Origin of the sequence: Geobacillus sp. LEMMY01 (assembly GCF_002042905.1) — a bacterium.
Taxonomy (GTDB): Bacteria; Bacillota; Bacilli; order Bacillales; family Anoxybacillaceae; genus Geobacillus; species Geobacillus proteiniphilus.
Genome location: NZ_MVKA01000035.1, coordinates 24528 through 45764 on the forward strand (window position 1 = coordinate 24528; position 21237 = coordinate 45764).

A 21237-nucleotide genomic window follows, 5' to 3' on the forward strand; every position below is an offset into this window, starting at 1 on the left:
AAGGAGAAAAGTGAGATGGCGGAAAGACGATATCGAGTGTTTGTGTATGGAACGTTGCTGACCGGCGAGGACAACCATTGTGTTGTAGCTCCTTATGTTCGCGCCGTATGCCCAGGGAAGGTGAACGGCCGTTTGTACAGCGTCGGCCCGTACCCTGCGCTTGTGCTCGGAGAAGAAGGGGAAGTGGAAGGGGAATGGTTGACGGTGGCGGAGGAAGGGCTCAAAGCGATGGATGAGCTTGAAGACTACGCCGAAGGACGGGACGATAACGAATATGAGCGGATATGGGTCCGCGACGCCCACCAGCCGATCGAAGGGTACGTCTACGTTTACTTGCCGGAAAAAGCCGCCGGCCTGCCGATCATTTCGTCCGGCTCGTGGCGTCGGCGTGAGGAGAAAACGTAACATCAATAGTGGATAGAAAAAGTCGGCCGAGGAGACGATTATCTCCTCGGCTGGCTTTTTTTGTATAAATATTCGTCTAATTTGAAACCGTTTGCAAAAAAATTCATTATAAAAATACAGAAAAATTGATAAAAAAGTGTTGCCAAACGGCTTCTCTTTTTCTATAATAAAATCATGTTAGAAAAATAAACGCACGAATGTGAGGTAATGTAACATGTCAAAACCGTTCGTTTCCTCTACACAAACGGAGTTGTTAGAACAAATCAAAGAGAAGATCAAAGAAAAAAACGTTGAGCTTCTTCATTTGCAGTTTGTCGACATTGAAGGGATTTTAAAGCACGTGACCGTGACGGCTGAACAGCTTGATGATGTTGTCGAAGGGAAAATCATGTTTGATGGTTCGTCGATCAAAGGCTTCTCGCCGATCAACCGTTCCGACTTGTATCTTCTGCCGGATTTGAATACGTTTGCTGTTTTGCCGTGGACGGTCGAGGAAGGCTATGCGGAAGCGCGCTTTCTCTGCTCGGTGACCAACCCGGACGGCACGCTGTTTGAAGGCGACCCGCGCAACGTGCTGAAAAAAACGATCGAGCGGGCGGCGGAAAAAGGATATACGATCTCGGTCGGTCCGGAGCTGGAGTTTTTCCTGTTCAAAGCTGATGAAAACGGCAATCCGACGCTCGAGCTTCATGATGGCGGCGGTTATTTCGAACCGTCTCCAAAAGACTTGGGCGAGCGCGTTCGCCTTGAAATTTACCGCGCCTTAAAAGCGATGGGCTTTACGATTGAAGCGTCGCACCATGAAGTGGCGGAAGGCCAGCATGAGATCAACTTCAAATATGCCGATGCGCTCGGTGCGGCTGACAATGCGACGACGTACAAATGGGTTGTCAAAACGATCGCCAGCAAGTTCGGTCTCCATGCGACGTTTATGCCAAAACCGGTGTTTGGCATCAACGGTTCAGGCATGCATGTCAACATTTCCCTCTTCAAAGATGGGGAAAATGCGTTCTTTGATCCGAACGATGCGAACCAGTTGTCAGAAACAGCGTACCAATTCATCGCGGGCTTGTTGAAAAACGTAAAACACTTTGCAGCGGTCACGAACCCGCTTGTCAACTCGTACAAACGGCTTGTGCCAGGGTATGAAGCGCCTTGCTACATCGCTTGGTCCGCTTCCAACCGTTCGGCGCTCATCCGCATTCCGGCCAAACGCGGTGTTGCGACACGCGTTGAGCTCCGTTGCCCGGATCCGTCGGCCAATCCGTATTTGGCGTATGCCATCATCGCTGCCGCTGGCCTTGACGGTGTCGAAAAAGGCTTAACCGCTCCGGCGCCGATTGACGAAGACATCTTCCATATGTCGGAAGAACGCCGTGCGGAGCTTGGCATTGACAACTTGCCGGAAAACTTGGGCGAGGCCATCGCTGCGTTCGAAAGCGGAGAAATCGGCCGCGCGACGCTTGGCGAGCACGTATTCAACGAATACGTCGCGATGAAAAAAGACGAATGGAACAGCTACCGCACGGCGGTCCACGCTTGGGAAGTCGAGCGGTATCAAGGGAAGTTCTGATCGAAAGCCAGCATCCAAAAGGTGTCCCGTCGCCATATTCGGGGCGCCTTTTTTCTGCAGGCGGCTGTTTGTCTTTATGGACGGCCGCGCGGCGCCTTCCGTCCGTCGGCCGCCAAGCCGTCGGTGTTCGCAACGTCATCTTGCGAGCAGGGACTAAAATAAATGATCGCATTTTTTATTTTTTTAAAATTCATAGTTGACATCTATGAATAATGAGATTTAAATTATAAGTAACGCGCTCAACCATTGCAAACGGAGGGAAACCAATGAAAAAACTGATCGTTTTTGTGTTTGTAGGATTTATCGCCCAGCTGATTGACGGCTCGCTTGGGATGGCGTATGGCGTCACGTCGTCGACGTTGTTATTGACGTTCGGCATTGCTCCGGCCGTCGCCTCGGCGTCCGTTCATTTGGCGGAAGTGGTGACGACGGCGGCGTCTGGCGCCTCTCATTGGAAGTTCGGCAACGTCGACCGCCGCATGGCCTTTAGGCTCATCATTCCCGGGTCGGTCGGCGCGTTTGTCGGAGCATGCTTTTTAAGCAACTTGCCGGGAGATTTGATTAAACCATATGTATCCTTGTTTTTGTTGGCGCTTGGCTTTTACATTATTTATCGATTTTTAGTGTTGAACGGCCGCGCGCCGTCGACGCCCGGAAAACAGTGGTCCAATAAGCAGCTCGTCCCTCTCGGATTGGTGGCTGGCTTCCTTGATGCGACCGGCGGTGGAGGATGGGGGCCGATTGCGACGCCGGTGTTGTTGGCCAATAAAAGCATGGAAGCGCGCAAGGTGGTCGGCACAGTCGATACATCCGAATTTGCCGTCGCGCTGTCGGCGACGCTAGGATTCGTCATTTCGCTTGGTTGGGAGCAAGTGAACTGGCACTGGGTGCTGACGCTCATGGCTGGCGGGGTCGTCGCTGCACCGATCGCCGCTTGGCTTGTGCGCAAACTGCCGTCCCATTTGCTTGGAGTGTTGGTCGGCGGGTTGATTATTTTGACGAACGTCCGCACGCTCCTGCACGCTTGGGAGGCGCCTGCGCCGGTGTATCCGACCGTTTATGGCCTCATCGTCATCGGTTGGGCCGCGGCGGTATGGCTGGCGATCCGAAACGGGCGGAAAGGAAAGGCGACTGGCAGGGAGTTGGCGTCGTAAGCATTAGGGGGCGCTTGGCAAACGACAGTGTCTTTCCGTTGGCGGCAGCGTTGGATGCGATCGGGTTGAGCATCAGGGAGCTTGTTCGTGCTGCGGAGGGCAACGGTCGACAGCGCCTGCCCTCAAAAATAGCGCGCGGAGCAGTTGTTGCCCCGTTGACGACAGTTGAAACGAGAAGGCGGCTCTTGCCCTCTGGGCAGGGGCTGCTTTTTTATCAACCCCTGTAGCGGGAAGCCGGTTTCTATGTTAAAATATTCTGCATCATCAACCAAAGGGGGAGAGGGAACATGGCACAGCCGCTTGATCTCGGCCGCCGCATTTCACTCATCGATTTGTATGATTTGCGCATGCCGCAGCGCACCGGTACATACGTGCTTCACGAAGAGAACTTGGCGATCGTGGAAACAGGGCCAAGCCCGTCGGTGCCGCATTTGCTTGCTGGGTTGAAAGCGCTTCATATTGATCCGTCTGATATTCGCTATATCATCGTCACCCATATTCATTTGGATCATGCGGGCGGCGTGGGGTTGCTTCTTCAGCATTGCCCGAATGCGATGGTTGTCGTCCATCCGAAAGGGAAGCGGCATTTGGCTGATCCATCGCGCCTCATCGCTGGAGCGAAGGCGGTGTACGGCGCGCAGTTTGAGTCGCTCTTTGATCCGATTCTTCCGGTGCCAGAAGAGCGATTGATCGTGAAAGAGGACGGGGAAACGTTGGAGTTGAGTGCGGAGCGGACGCTTGTGTTTTATGATACGCCGGGGCATGCGAACCATCACGTTTCGATTTATGATTCGTACAGCCGCGGCGTGTTCACCGGCGATACGATCGGCGTTTTTTATCCGCAGCTGCAAGAAGCGGGGCTTACGTTTTGCCTGCCTTCAACATCTCCGAACCAATTTGATCCCGAGGCAATGGAGCAGTCGGCGGCAAGACTTGAGAAGCTGAGACCGGAACGCATTTATTTTGGCCATTTTGGCATGCTGGATGACCCGCAGGAGGCGTTCCGCCAGCTTCGCGTTTGGCTGCCGAAGTTCGTGGCGGCGGGAAAAGAAGCGGTCGACCGTCATCCGGAAGCGCCGGCTGCCGAGCAGGCGAAAATGGCAGCGCACCGGTTGCGCGGCGAAGTGATGGCGTTTCTTGATGATCATGGCGCTCCATCTTCGTCGTCGGCGCATGCGGCGATCGAGCTTGATTTGCAAGTGTGCGCGATGGGGTTGATCGATTATTGGCAGAAACAACGGTGATCATTCGATTGGCCTGGCCGATTCGGCTGGGTTTCTTTTTTTGACGGGAAAGCGAAAATTGGAAAAACGGGAAAAACTGTTTTTGTGTGTGTTCGGTTTTTAGGCGGATCATTTCGTGAAATCGCGGTGTATATGTTAGAGTGGAAATAAGCGATCCTGATTCCTGTTGGAAAGAGCGTCAATGAGCAAGGGGGAACGGAAGAGTGAAACAGAGGCGGTCCGTCATGCATCACATTGGCGTCGGGTTCATCATCGCATCGTTCGTCGTTTGGGTCATTCCGCCCATCGCGCCATTTTTACCGTTTTCGACTGCGGCCAAAGCGTCGATCGTTGCGGTTGCCATTGTGGCGGCGGAAATCATGTTTTGGATCGGGGCGCTGTTGGTTGGAAAGGAAGCGGCGTCGAAGCTGAAGAAGTATTGGGATCTGAAACATTGGCGAATAAAACGGCGGTTGTCGGATCAAATCAATGATGGCGAACAATGCCAAGACGGATCGCGAGAGATGACAACGATGAAGAAATGAGGTGGTTGCATGCGACGGAGCACAGTTGCGCTTCTCATAGCCGTTGCCGCCCTGTCTGGAGTGCTTTGGCTTGGCGGCCTGGCATTGGCGGTGCAAGACCAGTTTTTTTCGGCCGCCAAGCCGCCGACGAAAGAACAACGGCCGCCGACGGCTGAAACAAGGCAACATGACGAGAAAATGGATATTGTTGCTCTTGGCGATTCGTTGACGAGAGGAACGGGCGATGAAAGCGGAAAAGGGTATGTCGGCTATATGGTCGATGCGCTTCGCCGGCAAACGGATAAGCCGATCCGTGTGACGAACTTGGCCATCCGCGGCCTTCGCTCTGACGGACTGCTTCGCCAGCTTGGCCAGCCTGAGATTCAGCGGCAAGTCGCCATGGCGGATCTTATTGTGATGACCATCGGCGGCAACGACTTGTTTCAAGGCGGGGAAGCGTTGAAACTGGATCGAAAGCAGCTGAATGAGGCGAAACGGCGATATGTAGCCAACCTAGACCGCATTTTCGCCGCGCTGCGCCGCTTCAACAGCGAAGCGGTCATTTTTGCGATCGGTTTGTACAACCCGTTTGGCGATTTAGACGATGCCAAATGGACGTCGGCGGTTGTGCGCGATTGGAATTTTGCATCAGCGGAAGTGGCGGCCCGCTATCCGAACATCGTCGCGGTGCCGACGTTTGATTTGTTTGCCCTCCATGTCAACGACTATTTGTACAGCGACCATTTTCATCCAAACGCGGCAGGCTACAAGCGGATTGGAGAGCGCGTCGCCTCGCTCATCACGTTGACGGAGGAGGGTGAGCAATGACCAAACAGGTGACGTTAGCGGTCAAAGAGCTGCGGAAAACGATTCGCGGCAAGGAAATTATTAAAGGCATTTCGTTTGAGTTGCATGAGGGGGAAGTATTCGGTTTTTTAGGGCCGAACGGCGCGGGAAAAACGACGACGATCCGCATGCTCGTCGGGCTCATTCGGCCGACGTCGGGGACGGTGGCGATTTGCGGGTATGATCTTCACCGCCAGTTTACCGACGCGATCCGCCAGATCGGCTGCATCGTCGAAAACCCAGAAATGTATCCGTATTTAACAGGCTGGGAAAACCTTGAACATTTCGCCCGCATGATGCCGGGAATTGGTGCAGATCGGATCATGGAAGTGGCGAAGCTCGTCGGCCTTGAACAGCGCATCCATGACCGAGTGGGCACGTATTCGCTCGGCATGCGGCAGCGGCTCGGCATCGCTCAGGCGCTGCTTGGAAAGCCGAAGGTGCTCATTTTGGACGAGCCGACCAACGGCCTTGACCCGGCCGGCATTCGCGAAATGCGCGCCTTCATCCGCTTTTTGGCGGAAACGGAAGGGTTGAGCGTTCTCGTGTCATCGCATTTATTGAGCGAAATTCAGCTGATGTGCGACCGCGTCGCCATTATGGCGAAAGGACGGCTCTTGGCCGTGGACACGGTTGAGCGGCTGTTAAACCAACAGGCGCGCGTCGTCTGGAAAGCCGCTCCAACGGATCGGGCGCGGGCGCTGTTAGCGGCGGAAACCGAGGTGTTGCGCGCCGATGAAGAGACGATCGTCACGCCATATGAGCCGTCGAGACTAGCCGCTTGGAACGCCAAGCTTGTCCAAGCCGGCGTCTCGGTTTCGGAAATTGAACCGCGGCTGCCGACGCTCGAGGACTTGTTTATCGAGCTGACAGGGGGCGAAACGATTGAGTAAGCTCGTGTATAATGAAATGTTGAAAATCGTCCGCAAAAAGCGGCTATGGGTGATCGCCGCCATCATTGCGGTGCTCGTCGCCTTGTTTACATACGCCCAATACCGCGAGACGGAAGAGTTGAGAAAACGGCTTGGCACGACCGACTGGCGGACGCAGCTGCAGCAGCAAATCGTCGATTTGCAAAACCGCTTGCAGTCGCCGAGCATGTCTGAGGAATGGCGGAAATACTTGCAAATCCGCCTCAAGCAGCAGCAGTACTACTTAGAGCACAACATTAATCCGTCCGCCCCTGGAGCGCCGACGTTTATGCGCACGTTTATCGAAAACGCCATCGACTTGTTTTTGCCGCTTTTAGTGATGGTGGTTGCGGCCGATTTAGTGTCGTCCGAGGCAAGCGCTGGAACGATCAAGCTGCTTCTCGTTCGGCCGGTGAAGCGGTGGAAAATTTTGTTGAGCAAATATATCGCGTTGCTCCTGTCGGTGTCGCTCATTATGCTGATGGCGGCGGTGCTGTCGTATGCCATCTCCGGACTCGTGTTTGGATATGGCGGCTTCCGTCTGCCGCTATTGACCGGATTTGTCCAGCAAGGAGAGGATCTCAATACAGCGAATGTCCACATGATTCCGCAATGGAAATACATTTTGATCGAGCTCGGGCTGGCAGCGTTTGTGAGCGTTGTCGTCGGCACACTGACGTTTATGTTTTCCGTGCTGCTTAGGAGCACGGCGGCGGTGATGGGCATCATGCTGGCAGCATTGATTTCTGGCGCGATTTTGTCGAACATGGTGTCGTCGTGGCATTCGGCAAAATATTTGTTTATGGTCAATTTGCGGCTGACGGATTACATAAAAGGAGCGGCTCCGCCGATTGAGGGGATGACGCTTGGCTTTTCGATGGCCGTGCTGGCTGTCTGGGGGCTTGCAGGGCTTCTTGTCGCCTTTTTTGTCTTTATGCGGCGAGATGTCTATTGAAAACGGCAGAGCGGCGAAAACCCGAGGGGGCGTTCCTCGGGTTTTTCAGTGAAAGGGGATGGGGTGCCATTATCTGTTCGGCTGCTCGTCGTGAACGCCGGCGAGTCCAAGCGCGTGATGGCTCCATAGCAACTTTCTTTTGAAACTTTACGGAGAAAGCCGTCTGAAAAGCCCACGGTTTCCATCGTGGGATGAAAGACGGCGTGCTCGGCAATCCCTTAACTTAATGGGATTGATTCGAGCCACAATTTTTGTTTTTAAGTGTTGCGGTATAACCACCAATCTGATACAATCCATAATATGGAACAAAAATATCGAAAAACAAAAACAACAGTATCGTTACTTCACTATCACTCAACGGAGCGATCAATATCGCCAAAGCCATTTCAGGTTTTGGCGCATAACCTAGCGCACTGGTCACAGGTGCGCCGCCCATCGGGGTACAGTCTAACCCGATGGGACGGGGTGATGACACACCCTTGAACTTGGGCGTTGTCCGAACCAGAAATGGATGAGGGCGCGAACGACCCAAGAATCCCACGGCTTTAGCCGTGTGGAGTGTCAAACGGTTGCTGTGTTTTTAGTATTAGTATAGGAAAAGAGGAGCGGCAGCTATGCAGGTCGTTTCAGAAAAAAGACAAATTTTCATCCGTTGTGGCGAAAAAAAGATAAAAAAACTATTGACTTTCCTTTTGAGGTTCATATAGAATATAGATTGTCGCAAGGTAAATCAGCCTATGTCGGGAAGTAGCTCAGCTTGGTAGAGCACACGGTTCGGGTCCGTGAGGTCGCAGGTTCAAATCCTGTCTTCCCGACCACTGATATGGGGCCTTAGCTCAGCTGGGAGAGCGCCTGCCCCGCACGCAGGAGGTCATCGGTTCGAATCCGATAGGCTCCACTTCTTTTTGCGGAGGAGTACCCAAGTCCGGCTGAAGGGGTCGGTTTCGAAAACCGATAGGGGTGTCACAGCCCGCGGGGGTTCGAATCCCTCCTCCTCCGCCATGATACATATGAACGCCAGCCTGCCGATTGTCGGCAGGTTTTTTGTTTTTTTTTTGCGAGCTGTATGGCAACCATTTTTCAGGCGGATGATTTGCCTGTTTTTGGTTGAATCGGGTACGATGAAGGGGGAGGAGCGGTTTGCCGATTGAGCCGCACTCCTTCCGGCAGCGGCCGGGATTGCGAAAAATGAGGGAGGAGAGGTTATGGCGATTCAACGCCGCATTCGCCGCGTGAAAACCGTGCAAATGACGACCAACAGTCCGATTCATCGCAGCGGTCCGGTGCTTGAGCCCGGGAACTGGCAAGAGTATGATCCGTTTTTGTTGCTGATGGAAGACATTTTTGAGCGGGGAACGTTTGACGCCCATCCGCACCGCGGCATTGAGACGGTTACGTATGTGATCAGCGGCGAACTCGAACATTTCGACAGCAAAGCCGGCCACGGCACGCTCGGCCCTGGGGATGTGCAATGGATGACCGCCGGTCGCGGCGTTGTCCACAAAGAAGACCCGGCTCCTGGTTCGACGGTGCACAGCTTGCAACTTTGGGTCAACTTGCCGAGCGCGCACAAAATGACCGAGCCGCGCTACCAAAACTTGCGCGCCGAGGACATGCCGGTGCGCAAGGAAGATGGAGCGACGATCCGCGTCTTTTCCGGCTCATCGAAAGGCGTCAAAGCGCCGACGAAAAACATCGTTCCCGTCACGATGGTGGAAATGACCGTCGAACCCGGAGCGACGATCGTGCAAGATCTGCCGGGCCATTATAACGGCTTTTTGTACATTTTGGAAGGGAGCGGCACGTTCGGTGCCGACAACACCGAAGGAAAGGCCGGGCAAGCGCTGTTTTTCAGCCGCCACAACCGCGGCGAGGAAACGGAGCTGCAAGTGACCGCCCGCGAAAAACTCCGTCTTCTTCTTTACGCCGGCGAGCCGGTAAACGAACCGGTCGTCGCCTACGGGCCGTTCGTCATGAACACACCGGAACAAATCCGCGAAGCGATTCGCGACTATCAAGAAGGGCGGTTTGGACATTGACCTCCTTTCCACTTTCGCTTTGGAGTGGAGATCCTTCGGCCAAGATGGTCAATAGGGGGCCGATCATGTTTCGGCTCTTTTTACTATCATGTCCACCGAGAACGAGGCAGTTTTTTGCAATAGGGGGGATACACATTGAACCAAGTCATCGAAACGATTTTGCAACACCGTTCGATCCGCCGTTTTGAAGACCGGCCGTTGACGGACGAACAAATCCGCACGATCGTTGAATGCGCCCAAGCGGCGTCGACATCAAGCTACGTTCAAGCGTACTCGATCATCGGCGTGAAAGATCCGGAGAAAAAACGGAAGCTCGCCGAGTTGGCGGGAAATCAATCCTATGTCGAGCATAACGGCCATTTCTTTGTCTTTTGCGCCGATTTTCATCGCCATGAGCTAATCGGTGAAATCGAGGGAAAAGACGTTATTCCATCGCTTGAGAGCACCGAAAAGTTTATGGTCGCGCTGATTGACACGGCGCTTGCGGCGCAAAACGCCGCCATTGCCGCGGAGTCGATGGGGCTTGGCATTTGCTATATCGGCGGGTTGCGCAACAACTTGCCGGAAGTGTGTGCGCTACTAAACGTGCCAAAACGGGTCATTCCGCTGTTTGGGCTTGCTGTCGGCTATCCGGCTGAGCTGCCGGGTAAAAAGCCGCGGTTGCCGTTTGAACACGTTTATCACGAGGACGAATACGACCAAGACCGTGACAGGTTCATCGAGCATCTGCAGCGCTACAACGAAATCGTTTCTGCATACTACGAGCAGCGGACGAACGGCCGCCGCCGTGATACATGGACCGGGCAAATAGCCGGTATGTTAAGCCGTCCGGTTCGAATGTACATGAAAGAATTTGTGAAAGGGAAAGGGTTCAATTTACGGTAGCCTCTCTTCGTTCGGAAGAGGGGTTTTTCTTGCAGGCGATTCCATTTGTGAGAAAACTATGCCAGCCCGTTGGACATTGGTTTTGGTGATTGATTTTGTCTGGAGTTTCAGCTATACGTTATGGCCTCGAAAAGAACCGAAGGCGAGACTGGAAAAACCAGGAGGTTCGTAGGAAAGGAGAGAACGAGAGTGGGCCAAATCCGGCAACTGGCGCAATGGATCAAAGAGGCGAACACGATCGCCGTCCTGACCGGGGCCGGGATGAGCACGGAGTCCGGCATCCCTGATTTTCGCAGCGAAAACGGCCTTTACGCCCAAGAAGACAATGTTGAATATTATTTGTCAGAGCATTACTACAAAAAAGATCCAGTTGATTTTTGGCGTCGATTCAAGCGGATGTTTTCGTTAAAACTGATGGGCGGCTTTGCCCCGAATGACGGGCATCGGTTTCTCCGCTGGCTTGAGGACATTGGCAAAACGGTGACGATTTTGACGCAAAATATTGACGGGCTGCATACGAAAGCAGGAAGCACGAATGTCATTGAGCTGCACGGCACGCTGCAGACGGCGACATGTCCGTCATGCGGCAACAAGTATGATCTGTCGTTTATCAACCGCCACGAGGTGCCGCGCTGCGAAAAGTGCCAGACGATTGTCAAACCGGATGTCGTCTTGTTTGGCGGACTCGTGCCGCACATGGAAGAAGCGTTTGCCGCGGCGGCTGCAAGCGACTTGCTTCTGGCGATGGGAACGAGTTTGGAAGTGGCGCCCGTGAATCAAATCCCGTTTTATGTCGCCGCCGAATCGCCGGCAACAAGGAAAGTATTGATCAACAAAACAGCGACAAGAATGGACGGAATATTTGACCTTGTCATTTATGACGGAATAGGGGAAACGGTCGCTAGCGTGCGCGAGCAAATACGTGCGGAATAGATCGATAGATTCCATGCCAACGGGAGAACGCATATGGTGTTTTCCCGTTGGACAAAAATTAAAAAAAGGTATTGTACTTTTCAGAACATTCGAATATAATAAAGATAACATACCAACCGGTTGGTATTTTGATGAGTGGAGCCGAGCGTAAAGGCGTAACGGAAAACGGAGGGGACAATCATGTATTTGCGCTTAACGGACGAGCAGCGCATGGTGCAAAAAGCGATCCGCAAGTTTGTCGAAAAAGAATTGATGCCGCTCGAAAATGAAGTATTGCGCAATGAGCGCGAAGGGAAGCCTGGGCTCCCGCCCGAAAAATTAAAAGAGCTGCAGCTCAAAGCGAAAGAAGCGGGGTTTTGGGGGATCAACACGCCGGAGGAATACGGCGGCGCGAATTTGGGCCATGTCATGCAGGCGATTGTGTTGATGGAAGTGTCGAAAACGCTTGTTCCGTTCCAGTTTGGCGGATCGGCGGACAACATTTTGTATTACGCGAATGAAGAGCAAAAGAAAAAATATTTGATCCCGACGATCAACGGCGAGAAAAAATCGTGCTTTGCCATGACCGAGCCGGGAGCAGGATCGGATACGCGCAACATTAAAATGACGGCAGTGAAAGACGGGGACGAGTGGGTGTTAAACGGGGAGAAGACGTTCATTACCGGCGGCAACGACGCCGATTTCGTCATGGTGATCGCCATCACCGACAAAGAGCGTCACCAAGCCTCGAACGGGCGCGAAGGGGTGACGTGCTTTATCGTCGACCGCGAGATGGGCTGGCGTTCGGAACCGATACATACGATGGGACCTTCCACTCCAGCCAGCTTAATTTTCGAAAACGTGCGCGTGCCGGAAGAAAACATTTTAGGCGAGCTGCATCACGGCTATAAGCTTGGACTTGAGTGGATCGGCTACGCCCGCTGGGTCGTCGGCGCCCGTGCGGTCGGAGCGGCCGAGCGGCTGTTGCAAATGGCCATCGACTATGCGAAGGAGCGCGTCACATTCGGCAAACCGATCGCGGAGCGGCAGGCGATCCAATGGATGATTGCCGATTCGGCGGTAGAAATCGAAGCGGCGAAATGGCTTGTGTTAAACGCGGCGTTTACGCTTGACCAAGGGGAGGACAACCGCCATTTAGCCTCGATGGCGAAACTGTTTGGCGCGAACATGGGCAACCGCGTCGTCGACCGCGTCATGCAAATCCACGGCGGCATGGGCTACACGAAAGAAATGCCGATCGAGCGCTGGTATCGTGAAGCGAGATTGTGGCGCATTTACGACGGCACGGATGAAATTCAGCGCCTCATTATCGCCCGCAACTTAATTAAGGGGCATGTCAAACTTGGACAGTTTCTCTAAAAAATGAAAGCGTTACCGAAAGGGAGGAGAAAACCGATGAGTCAACGGTTTGCAGGAAGAGTAGCGTTTGTGACCGGGGGGAGCCGCGGCATCGGCAAAGCGATTGTCACCCGTTTTGCCGAAGAAGGGGCGAAAGTGGCGTTCATTGATTTAAACGCGGAAGCCCTTGAAGCGACGGCTGCCGAGCTGCGGGAAAAAGGGTATGACGTTTACGCCAAAGTCGCGAGCGTCACCGACCGCGAACAAGTAGAAGCGACGATCCAAGAAGTGGTCGAACGGTTCGGTTCGCTCGATATTCTCGTCAACAACGCCGGCGTCATCCGCGACAATTTGCTGTTTAAAATGACTGATGACGACTGGCAAACGGTGATGGACGTCCATTTGAAAGGCGCATTTTACTGCGCCCGCGCCGCGCAAAAATATATGGTGGAAAGAGGGTACGGCCGCATCATCAACATTTCGTCGACCTCGGCGCTCGGCAACCGCGGCCAGGCGAACTACTCGGCGGCGAAAGCCGGCATCCAAGGATTTACGAAAACGCTGGCGATTGAGCTTGGCAAGTTTGGCATCACGACGAATGCCGTCGCCCCTGGATTTATTGAAACCGACATGACGAAAGCGACAGCGGAGCGGCTTGGCATTTCGTTTGAGCAGCTCATCCAAGCGAGCGTCGCCAACATCCCGGTCGGGCGCAGCGGCCGTCCGGAAGACATTGCTCATGCGGTTGCCTTTTTCGCCGATGAGCGGTCGTCGTTTGTCAACGGCCAAGTGCTGTATGTCGCCGGCGGTCCGAAATGCTGAAAACAAGGAGGACGGGGCATGTACCAAAATGACATCGGGAAACGGTCAGCGAAAGTGAAAAACGTCGTTGAGCGCGGAGCGGTGAAAAAATTCGCTGAAGCGATCGGCGATCTGAGCCCGATTTATTGGGACGAAGAGACGGGAAAACGGTCGCGCTACGGGCGCAACATTGCGCCGCCGACGTTTCCGCGCGTGTTTGACTACGGCGTCATTGAAGGGCTGAAATTGCCGTCCAAAGGGCTCATCCATGGCGAACAGCACTTCCATTATGAGCGCCCGTTGTTTGTCGGTGAAGAGCTGTATTGCTATGCCGAAGTGAAAGATTATTACGAAAAACAAAGCAGCATGGGTTTGCTTGGCTTTTTAGTGATCGCGAACAACGGCGAGGACGCTGATGGACGTCTTCTATTCACTTCCACCTCGACGATTATCATTAACGAGGCGGTTAGAAAGGCGATGAGCGTATGACGAGCATCCGCAAATGGCAAGTCGGAGAGTCGCTTCCCGAAGTAACGCTCGCACCGGTGTCCCGGCTCGATTTAATCAAATACGCCGGCGCATCAGGCGACTACAACCCGATTCATACGATCGATGAAGAGGCGAAAAAAGCCGGCCTGCCGGGCATTATCGCCCACGGCATGTGGACGATGGGCAACCTCGCGAAGCTGTTTACGCCGTACTACGAAGAAGGGTTTGTCCAAGACTATTTCGTCCGCTTCCAGTCGATGGTGTTTTTAAACGATGTCATCACCTTAAAAGCAACGGTGAAGGAAAAAGACGAGAAAGCGATCCGCTTTGCCGTCGCCGCCGTCAACCAGCATGGAAAAGAAGTCATTAAGGGCGAAGCCGTGTTTTCTCTGTATGAGTGAAGCAAGGCAGCGAGCCCGGTAACATCGAGAACGCCCAGTTGCCGGGTTTCGTACTACAAAGGGGATGAGGAGGAGTCAGGATGAGACGGGATGCCGTCATTGTGTCGGCCGTACGAACGGCCATCGCCCGCCAAGGTGGCGCTTTAGCGACGTTGCCGGCGCATATTTACGGCGCGGAAGTGATCAAAGAAGCGATGCGGCGGGCGAATATTGGTCCGGAGCATGTCGATGATGTCATTATGGGCAACGTCCTAAGCGGCGGCGGCAATATCGCCCGGCTGACCGCGCTGCAAACCGGATTGTCGCTTGAGCTGACGGGGGTGACGGTCGATCGGCAGTGCGGTTCGGGCATTAACGCCGTCAATTTAGCGGCGCAAGCCATTTGGGCCGGCGACGGAGATGTGTATATTGCCGGCGGCGTGGAAAGCATGAGCCGCGCGCCGTATTTGATGGACCGCCCGGAAAAACCGTACAGCTCGACGCCGCCGAGCTTTCGAAAGTCGCAGCTATCTCCGAAAGAAATCGGCGATCCGCCGATGGGGATTACGGCGGAAAACTTAGCGAAACAATACGGCATCAGCCGTGAAGAACAAGACGCATTCGCCTTGCGCAGCCAGCAGCGCATGGCGCGCGCCATGCAGGAAGGGCGATTTGACGAGCAAATCGTGCCTATTGCCGTGCCGGTGAAAAAAGGGGAGCCGTTCATCTTCGATACGGACGAACATCCGCGACCAAACACAACCATGGAAGCGCTCGCAAAACTGCCGCCGGCGTTTTTGGAAGGCGGAACGGTGACGGCCGGGAACAGTTCCGGATTGAACGACGGGGCGTCGGCGCTCGTCATCATGTCGCGGGAAAAAGCAGAGGAGCTTGGCTTAAAGCCGCTTGCCGTCATCCGCGCCCATGCGGTCGCCGGAGTTGATCCGAACATCATGGGCATCGGCCCGGTGCCGGCGACAAGAAAAGTGCTTGAAAAGGCGGGGCTGACGCTTGATGATATGGACATCATTGAAATCAATGAAGCGTTTGCCGCGCAAGTGATCGCCTGTGACCGTGAGCTTGAGATGGATCCCGAAAAAGTGAACGTCAACGGCGGCGCCATCGCCCATGGCCATCCGCTCGGCGCGACGGGGGCGATTTTGATCACAAAAGCGGTGTATGAACTGAAGCGCCGCGGCGGGAAATACGCGCTCATTACCGCGTGCATCGGCGGCGGTCAAGGCATTGCGACCATCATTGAAAGAGAATGACGCATTGGAGACCGTGGAGGATGAAAGAAAAATTAAGGGAAGTTTCCATAGAGTTGTTCGAACGCAAAGGATTCAAAGAAACGTCGGTGCAGGAAATCGTCGAAGCGATCGGGGCAACGAAAGGGGCTTTTTACTACTATTACAAAAGCAAAGAGGAGTTGCTATGTGACATTTGCGTTTCCTATCTGGACGATTTGCTTCGGCAGCAAGCCTGCATTGTCCAAGATCCCGAGAAAAGCTGCACGGAGAAATTGCGGGCCATCGTCCATATGGTCATCTGCAATATCCGCACACGGAAGAAAAGCGCCCGCATTTTCTTCCGCGAAATGCGGCATTTGGCTGATGACCATTTGGCGGAAATCCGCGCAAAGCGGCGGTTGTTTCGCAAGCGGTATGAACAGCTGGTTCGAGAAGGGATCGCCCGCGGGGAATTCAAGCCATCGCTTCATGCAGAAATGATCACGTTTGGCCTGCTTGGCATCACCAACTGGAGCTATTATTGGTTCCGGCCTGACGGAGACATCTCTGAAGAAGAACTGACGGACATTTTCGTTGATTTCATTTTGCACGGCATAAAGGCGCCAAGAGCTGGAGAAAAGCGGTCGAAATGAGGCGGAGCCAGGCAATCCGGGCGGCCAGACCGAATGAAAGATCGGCGCGCCGCTTTGATGGTCTGGCCAAACGGCAAACAAAAAGGGGGATCGGGATGGAGCTATTCATCCAGCAGCTGTTAAACGGGCTGACAGTTGGAAGCGTTTACAGCCTTGTCGCGTTAGGTTTGACGCTTGTTTATGGCATTTTGCACATTCCAAACTTTGCCCACGGCGCGTTATATATGATGGGCGGTTATGTCACGCTCACTGCGATGACGAAAGCCGGGCTGCCGTACGGGTTGGCCGTTGTCGTGTCGATGGCCGCGGTCGGGATGCTCGGTGTATTGATGGAACGGCTTGTGTTTTATCCGCTTCGCGACGCACCGCCGCTCCATGACAAAATTGCGGCGATCGGCATTTTGTTGTTTTTGGAAGCATTCGCCCAGTTCGTCTGGGGGGCGGACTATCAGACGATGCCGACCCCATACGGCGACGTTGTCAGCATTTTCGGCTTGACCTTGACTATTCAACGCATCCTCATCATCGCATCCGCTGTCATCATCATGATCTTGCTTTACCTCTTCTTGAAAAAGACGTTCATCGGCGCTTCCATCATCGCGATGGCGCAAAACCGCGAAGGGGCGAATTTGGTCGGCATCAACACGAATAAAGTCGCCATGATGACATTTCTTCTTTCCGGCAGTTTGGCCGCGCTTGCCGCGTCGCTCGCTTCGCCGATCAACCTCGTGTTTCCCGGCATGGGCCATCTTGTTATCTTGAAGGCGTTTGTCATCATCATTCTCGGCGGCATGGGAAGCATTCCGGGCGCCATTGTCGGCGGCTATATTTTAGGATTCAGCGAAAGCTTAGGAGCGACGTATGTGTCGAACGACTACAAAGATATTATCGCTTTTGCCATCCTCGTCATCATTTTAACGGTCAAACCGAACGGACTGTTTGCCAAGGAGGGACATTAATGGCGGTATTCGCTAACCGGCGCTTATGGATCGCCGTCCTTGCGGCGCTGGCGCTTGCCTTTCCGTTGCTTGTCACTAACAGCTATTACTTGCACATAATGACGATCTCCTTTATTTGGATGATCGCTGTTTACGGATTGAATTTATTTGCTGGCTATACCGGTTATTTGTCGCTTGCCCACGCCGGGTTTTTTGCGATGGGCGCGTATGCGCTCGGCATTTTGACGGTGAAAGTCGGCGTGCCGTTTTGGCTGGCTTTCGTGCTTGCTTGTTTGTTCACCACGCTGCTTGGCGCCGTCATCGGGCTTGTCGCGCTGCGAACGAAAGAGCACTTTTTCGCCATTTACACGCTGTGCGTTGGTTATATCATTTATTTGGTCATTGACAAATGGGACAGTTTAACCGGCGGAGTGCGCGGCTTCATCGGCATTCCGGCGCCGGCTGACATCGGTCCGCTCTCGTTTCAAACGCCGGTCGCCCAATATTATTTGGTGTTGTTTTTCTTGTTTGCCGTCATCTTTGTCATGTATCGGCTTGTCTACTCGCTGACCGGGCGGACGTATATCGCCATTCGCAACAGCGAGGAGCTCGCGTTGACGCTTGGCATCTCGACGATGAAAAACAAGCTCGCCTCATTTGTCTTGTCGGTCTTTTTTACATCGCTTGCCGGAGCGCTGTACGCATCGTTCATCCGGTTTCTCGGCCCAGATATCGCGTATATAAGCGTCATGTTTGACTTTTTGACATATTTGCTTGTCGGTGGGATTGGCACGCTCGCCGGTCCGGTCGTCGGGACGTTGCTCGTTACGTTTTTGTCTCAACAGCTGCAGTTTTTGCAGGACTATCGGATGCTTATTTTTGGCCCGATTTTGACGTTGCTCATCATTTTTTATCCGCATGGCATCGCCGGCGGCTTCATCCGCTATCAAGCGAAGCGGAAGGAAGCGCGCCGTCTCGAGCCGGAAGCGAACCGAGCTGCTGCGGAACTGGCAGTTTCGAGCCAAGGACGAGGCGAGCGGCACGCAGAGGAGGGATAAACTATGCTTTTGCACGTTGAACGATTGACGAAGCGGTTTGGCGGGCTCCTGGCGGTCAACGATGTCACCTTTTCCGTCGAACAAGGGAAAATCAATGCCATCATCGGCCCAAACGGCGCCGGAAAATCGACGTTTTTCAATTTAATCAGCGGCTTGTACCGGCCGACGTCAGGGACGATTACGTTCAAAGGGCGCGATATTACCCGCTTGCCGGCGAACGAACGGGCGAAGCTCGGCATCGCCCGCACGTTTCAAACGACCCATTTGTTTGAACAATCGACGGTCATTGACAACGTGATCATCGGCCATCGTCTCCGCACGTCATCCAACTTATTTGATGCCATTTTGCGCACGAAACGGCACCGCCGCGAGGAACAGGCATGCAAAGAAAAAGCGATGGAAGTGCTCGACTTTGTCGGTTTAACCCATGTGGCGGATCGGATGGTGGCCAACTTGTCGCAGGAGCAGAAAAAGCGGGTGGCGTTCGCGCTTGCCTTGGCGACCGATCCGGAGCTCGTGCTGCTTGATGAACCAGCAGCCGGCATCAACCCGGATGAAACGGAAGGGCTTGAGGAGTTGATCGTCAAAATGGTAGAAGGCGGCCTGACCGTTTGCCTGATTGAGCACAAAATGTCGATGATCATGAAAATTGCCGACCGCATTATGGTGTTAAACTATGGGGAAAAAATCGCTGAAGGAACGCCCGAGGAAGTGCGAAACAACGAGGCGGTCATTCAAGCGTATTTAGGAGGGAGCGCCATTGCTTGAAGTTGCGAACGTATCCGTCCGCTACGGGAGTTTTACGGCCATTCGCGATGTGACGTTTTCCGTCAAGCGAGGGGAGATCGCCGTTTTGCTTGGCGCCAACGGGGCCGGGAAAAGCACATTGTTTCGCACGATCAGCGGGCTGCACAAACCAGTGCGGGGGGAAATCCGCCTCGATGGCGAGCGCATTGATTCGCTGCCGCCTGACCGTATCGTCGGGCGCGGCGTCGTGCAATGCGCGGAAGGGCGCAAACTGTTTCCGCGCATGAGTGTATACGAAAACTTGCTGATGGGCGCTTACGTCCATCGGAAGGACAAAGAAGGCATCCGCCGCTCGATCGAACATGTATACGAACTGTTTCCGATTTTGCGCGACAAGCAAAACGCGCCAGCCGGGTCGTTAAGCGGCGGCCAGCAGCAAATGCTCGCCATCGGCCGCGCCTTAATGTCACGCCCAAGCGTGCTGCTGCTTGATGAGCCGTCAATCGGACTCGCTCCGTTGATTGTCGAGCAGATGTTTGCGACGATTAAGCAAATCAATGAGGGAGGAACAACGATTTTGTTGGCGGAACAAAACGCTCATGCGGCGCTGTCGATTGCCCATCGAGGCTATGTGTTTGAAAATGGAACGATCGTTGCCTCAGGGACGGCGGAGGAACTGTTGGCCAACGACGATGTCCGCAAGGCGTACATTGGTGCATGATAGGCCTCATCCTGTCCATCAGCGAAAGCAAGGAGAGGAGATGGCACTGAAAGGGGGTGAATAACGGGTGTGCCAAATATTATCTAAATATTCACAATAATAAATAATCGATAGGGGGGAGTAGAATGAAAAAAAGAAAATGGTCAATCGCCGCTATGATCGCGGCCATCATGATGTTTATGCTTGCGGCGTGCAACAATTCGCCAAGCAGCAATAACGCCAACGGCGGAAACAATAGCGGAGGAGGCGGCGGTGAAACGGGCACGGTCAACATCGGCTACAGCGGCCCGCTGAGCGGCCCGGCCGCCTATTATGGCCAACGGACGTTAAACGGCTTGAAAATGGCGGCCGAGGAAATCAACAACAGCGGCGGCTTTGAGGTGAAAGGAAAGAAATACAAAGTTAACCTCGTCCCATTAGATGACAAATATTTGCCAAACGAAACGGCGGCGAACGCCAAACGCCTTGTGCAAGAGCATCATACGCCGATCATTTTCACGCCGCACAGCGGTGGCGTCATGGCGCTGCAAGTGTTCAACCAAACGGACAATTTCATCATCGCGGCGTATACGAGTGAGCCGAAAATTACACAAACGGGCAATAAGCTGACCGTGCGCATCCCGCCGCGCTATGACGGCTACATTCCGACGTTTACCGACTATGCCATGAAGCGGTTTGGCAAAAAACTCGCCGCCTTGCCGACGGCTACGCAATACGGGAAAGACTGGACAGAAAAGCTGTTGCCGTATTGGGAAAAACAAGGAGGAAAAGTCGTCTACAAATCATCGATTGACTTTACGAAAGACACCGACTTCTTTACGATCGTGACGAATGCATTGAAAGAAAAGCCGGATGTCTTGTTTATCGGTGGACCGTCGGAACCGACGGCAAAAGTGGCGAAACAAGCGCGCGAACTTGGCTTTAAAGGCGGCTTTATCATTATGGACCAAGCGAAACTCGATGAGATGAAACGAGTGACCGGCTCTTATGACATGCTTGAAGGTTCGATCGGCGTCATGCCGCTGGTCGAATCGGACGAACCGGCTGTTCCGGATTTTGTGAAAAACTACCGGGCGAAGTTCAATGAAGATCCGGGATCGGAAGCCGCTTACAACTATTTGGCGCTTTACGCTTTCGTCGAAGCGATGAAAGCCGCAGGCACCGTCGATGACCCGCAAGCCATCCGCGAACATATGAACGACGGCTTGAAAAACATTCCGGCAGAAAAGAAAGTGTATAACGTCCCAAGCATCGGCGACGATGGCGGCTTTGAATCGGAAATCGTCGTTGCCGCGGTGGAAAATGGAAAAATTGTGCCGATTGAGTTAAAACAATAATAAACGATGCAGACTGACAAGCAGAGGAACCCTATCATCGGGCTTTCAATGGGAATGTTCTTTGCATGAGCCCTGAAGTGTGCATCTTCTCAAGGATC

At 53.7% G+C, this 21237-nt stretch carries 23 protein-coding genes and 3 tRNA genes; 25 read left to right on the top strand and 1 reads right to left on the bottom strand.

The features are described from left to right. The first annotated feature begins 15 nt into the window (after positions 1-15). From B1A75_RS15545 to B1A75_RS15580, 8 genes are all read left to right on the top strand, one after another. The gene (locus tag B1A75_RS15545) at positions 16-405 is read left to right on the top strand and encodes a gamma-glutamylcyclotransferase family protein (RefSeq protein ID WP_021321941.1); all 390 of its coding nucleotides are present in this window, start codon (positions 16-18) and stop codon (positions 403-405) included. Between the two features lie 214 nt (positions 406-619). Next, positions 620-1978, top strand: a complete 1359-nt coding sequence (gene glnA / locus B1A75_RS15550) for a type I glutamate--ammonia ligase (protein ID WP_013523716.1) — start codon at positions 620-622, stop codon at positions 1976-1978. Positions 1979-2244: 266 nt separating this feature from the next. Continuing rightward, a complete protein-coding gene (locus B1A75_RS15555; protein WP_011231133.1) occupies positions 2245-3132 on the top strand; it encodes a sulfite exporter TauE/SafE family protein in 888 nt (295 codons plus the stop codon). Positions 3133-3419: 287 nt separating this feature from the next. Beyond that, complete coding sequence (locus B1A75_RS15560) at positions 3420-4376, top strand: MBL fold metallo-hydrolase (protein ID WP_062898606.1); 957 nt, start codon at positions 3420-3422, stop codon at positions 4374-4376. Positions 4377-4600: 224 nt separating this feature from the next. Further along, entirely contained in the window at positions 4601-4900 is a 300-nt protein-coding gene (locus B1A75_RS15565) for a transporter suffix domain-containing protein (RefSeq protein ID WP_079936473.1), read from the top strand. A gap of 9 nt (positions 4901-4909) precedes the next feature. Then, a complete protein-coding gene (locus tag B1A75_RS15570) occupies positions 4910-5707 on the top strand; it encodes an SGNH/GDSL hydrolase family protein (RefSeq protein ID WP_079936474.1) in 798 nt (265 codons plus the stop codon). After that, positions 5704-6618: an ABC transporter ATP-binding protein gene (locus tag B1A75_RS15575; RefSeq protein WP_011231138.1), complete on the top strand. Its 915-nt coding sequence runs from the start codon at positions 5704-5706 to the stop codon at positions 6616-6618. The genes B1A75_RS15570 and B1A75_RS15575 overlap by 4 nt, the downstream gene beginning before the upstream one ends. Continuing rightward, positions 6611-7591, top strand: a complete 981-nt coding sequence (locus B1A75_RS15580) for an ABC transporter permease (protein ID WP_011231139.1) — start codon at positions 6611-6613, stop codon at positions 7589-7591. The genes B1A75_RS15575 and B1A75_RS15580 overlap by 8 nt, the downstream gene beginning before the upstream one ends. Positions 7592-7814: 223 nt before the next feature. Here B1A75_RS15580 and B1A75_RS20010 read toward each other — a convergent pair whose 3' ends face one another. Continuing rightward, positions 7815-8012 (bottom strand): hypothetical protein, encoded by a 198-nt coding sequence (locus tag B1A75_RS20010; RefSeq protein WP_176202429.1) that lies wholly within the window; start codon positions 8010-8012, stop codon positions 7815-7817. 320 nt (positions 8013-8332) lie between these two features. Here B1A75_RS20010 and B1A75_RS15585 point away from each other — a divergent pair. From B1A75_RS15585 to B1A75_RS15665, 17 genes are all read left to right on the top strand, one after another. Then, positions 8333-8409 (top strand) — tRNA-Pro (locus B1A75_RS15585). Between the two features lie 7 nt (positions 8410-8416). Beyond that, positions 8417-8489: transfer RNA gene (locus B1A75_RS15590), tRNA-Ala, on the top strand. 11 nt (positions 8490-8500) lie between these two features. Next, positions 8501-8593 (top strand) — tRNA-Ser (locus tag B1A75_RS15595). 203 nt (positions 8594-8796) lie between these two features. Next, complete coding sequence (locus B1A75_RS15600) at positions 8797-9630, top strand: pirin family protein (protein WP_079936475.1); 834 nt, start codon at positions 8797-8799, stop codon at positions 9628-9630. Positions 9631-9765: 135 nt separating this feature from the next. Then, positions 9766-10515 (top strand): oxygen-insensitive NADPH nitroreductase, encoded by a 750-nt coding sequence (gene nfsA, locus B1A75_RS15605; protein WP_079936476.1) that lies wholly within the window; start codon positions 9766-9768, stop codon positions 10513-10515. Positions 10516-10704: 189 nt separating this feature from the next. Next, positions 10705-11448 (top strand): NAD-dependent protein deacylase, encoded by a 744-nt coding sequence (locus tag B1A75_RS15610; protein ID WP_079936477.1) that lies wholly within the window; start codon positions 10705-10707, stop codon positions 11446-11448. A gap of 180 nt (positions 11449-11628) precedes the next feature. Continuing rightward, on the top strand, positions 11629-12807 hold the full coding sequence (locus tag B1A75_RS15615) for an acyl-CoA dehydrogenase family protein (protein ID WP_074043748.1): 1179 nt from the start codon (positions 11629-11631) through the stop codon (positions 12805-12807). A gap of 36 nt (positions 12808-12843) precedes the next feature. Next, positions 12844-13608: a 3-oxoacyl-ACP reductase FabG gene (fabG, locus tag B1A75_RS15620; protein WP_074043747.1), complete on the top strand. Its 765-nt coding sequence runs from the start codon at positions 12844-12846 to the stop codon at positions 13606-13608. An 18-nt stretch (positions 13609-13626) separates the two neighbouring features. Continuing rightward, positions 13627-14076, top strand: coding sequence for a MaoC family dehydratase N-terminal domain-containing protein (locus tag B1A75_RS15625; protein WP_074043746.1), 450 nt, complete (start codon positions 13627-13629; stop codon positions 14074-14076). Continuing rightward, positions 14073-14477 (top strand): MaoC family dehydratase, encoded by a 405-nt coding sequence (locus B1A75_RS15630; protein WP_079936478.1) that lies wholly within the window; start codon positions 14073-14075, stop codon positions 14475-14477. The genes B1A75_RS15625 and B1A75_RS15630 overlap by 4 nt, the downstream gene beginning before the upstream one ends. An 80-nt stretch (positions 14478-14557) precedes the next feature. Then, positions 14558-15727, top strand: coding sequence for a thiolase family protein (locus B1A75_RS15635; RefSeq protein WP_074043744.1), 1170 nt, complete (start codon positions 14558-14560; stop codon positions 15725-15727). A gap of 20 nt (positions 15728-15747) precedes the next feature. Further along, positions 15748-16338 (top strand): TetR/AcrR family transcriptional regulator, encoded by a 591-nt coding sequence (locus tag B1A75_RS15640; protein ID WP_074043743.1) that lies wholly within the window; start codon positions 15748-15750, stop codon positions 16336-16338. Between the two features lie 95 nt (positions 16339-16433). After that, positions 16434-17297, top strand: a complete 864-nt coding sequence (locus tag B1A75_RS15645; protein WP_025039055.1) for a branched-chain amino acid ABC transporter permease — start codon at positions 16434-16436, stop codon at positions 17295-17297. Continuing rightward, on the top strand, positions 17297-18334 hold the full coding sequence (locus tag B1A75_RS15650; protein ID WP_074043742.1) for a branched-chain amino acid ABC transporter permease: 1038 nt from the start codon (positions 17297-17299) through the stop codon (positions 18332-18334). The genes B1A75_RS15645 and B1A75_RS15650 overlap by 1 nt, the downstream gene beginning before the upstream one ends. Positions 18335-18337: 3 nt before the next feature. Continuing rightward, positions 18338-19102, top strand: coding sequence for an ABC transporter ATP-binding protein (locus B1A75_RS15655; protein WP_074043741.1), 765 nt, complete (start codon positions 18338-18340; stop codon positions 19100-19102). After that, on the top strand, positions 19095-19802 hold the full coding sequence (locus tag B1A75_RS15660) for an ABC transporter ATP-binding protein (RefSeq protein WP_074043740.1): 708 nt from the start codon (positions 19095-19097) through the stop codon (positions 19800-19802). The genes B1A75_RS15655 and B1A75_RS15660 overlap by 8 nt, the downstream gene beginning before the upstream one ends. 125 nt (positions 19803-19927) lie before the next feature. After that, positions 19928-21139 (top strand): ABC transporter substrate-binding protein, encoded by a 1212-nt coding sequence (locus B1A75_RS15665; protein WP_074043739.1) that lies wholly within the window; start codon positions 19928-19930, stop codon positions 21137-21139. The last annotated feature ends 98 nt before the right edge of the window (positions 21140-21237 follow it).

Excerpts from the sequence above, each read along its gene's own strand:
- B1A75_RS15545 (WP_021321941.1), top strand. The coding sequence starts at position 16 with ATGGCGGAAAGACGATATCGAGTGTTTGTGTATGGAACGTTGCTGACC.
- glnA (WP_013523716.1), top strand. The coding sequence starts at position 620 with ATGTCAAAACCGTTCGTTTCCTCTACACAAACGGAGTTGTTAGAACAA.
- B1A75_RS15555 (WP_011231133.1), top strand. The coding sequence starts at position 2,245 with ATGAAAAAACTGATCGTTTTTGTGTTTGTAGGATTTATCGCCCAGCTG.
- B1A75_RS15560 (WP_062898606.1), top strand. The coding sequence starts at position 3,420 with ATGGCACAGCCGCTTGATCTCGGCCGCCGCATTTCACTCATCGATTTG.
- B1A75_RS15565 (WP_079936473.1), top strand. The coding sequence starts at position 4,601 with ATGCATCACATTGGCGTCGGGTTCATCATCGCATCGTTCGTCGTTTGG.
- B1A75_RS15570 (WP_079936474.1), top strand. The coding sequence starts at position 4,910 with ATGCGACGGAGCACAGTTGCGCTTCTCATAGCCGTTGCCGCCCTGTCT.
- B1A75_RS15575 (WP_011231138.1), top strand. The coding sequence starts at position 5,704 with ATGACCAAACAGGTGACGTTAGCGGTCAAAGAGCTGCGGAAAACGATT.
- B1A75_RS15600 (WP_079936475.1), top strand. The coding sequence starts at position 8,797 with ATGGCGATTCAACGCCGCATTCGCCGCGTGAAAACCGTGCAAATGACG.
- B1A75_RS15615 (WP_074043748.1), top strand. The coding sequence starts at position 11,629 with ATGTATTTGCGCTTAACGGACGAGCAGCGCATGGTGCAAAAAGCGATC.
- fabG (WP_074043747.1), top strand. The coding sequence starts at position 12,844 with ATGAGTCAACGGTTTGCAGGAAGAGTAGCGTTTGTGACCGGGGGGAGC.
- B1A75_RS15625 (WP_074043746.1), top strand. The coding sequence starts at position 13,627 with ATGTACCAAAATGACATCGGGAAACGGTCAGCGAAAGTGAAAAACGTC.
- B1A75_RS15630 (WP_079936478.1), top strand. The coding sequence starts at position 14,073 with ATGACGAGCATCCGCAAATGGCAAGTCGGAGAGTCGCTTCCCGAAGTA.
- B1A75_RS15635 (WP_074043744.1), top strand. The coding sequence starts at position 14,558 with ATGAGACGGGATGCCGTCATTGTGTCGGCCGTACGAACGGCCATCGCC.
- B1A75_RS15640 (WP_074043743.1), top strand. The coding sequence starts at position 15,748 with ATGAAAGAAAAATTAAGGGAAGTTTCCATAGAGTTGTTCGAACGCAAA.
- B1A75_RS15645 (WP_025039055.1), top strand. The coding sequence starts at position 16,434 with ATGGAGCTATTCATCCAGCAGCTGTTAAACGGGCTGACAGTTGGAAGC.
- B1A75_RS15650 (WP_074043742.1), top strand. The coding sequence starts at position 17,297 with ATGGCGGTATTCGCTAACCGGCGCTTATGGATCGCCGTCCTTGCGGCG.
- B1A75_RS15655 (WP_074043741.1), top strand. The coding sequence starts at position 18,338 with ATGCTTTTGCACGTTGAACGATTGACGAAGCGGTTTGGCGGGCTCCTG.
- B1A75_RS15665 (WP_074043739.1), top strand. The coding sequence starts at position 19,928 with ATGAAAAAAAGAAAATGGTCAATCGCCGCTATGATCGCGGCCATCATG.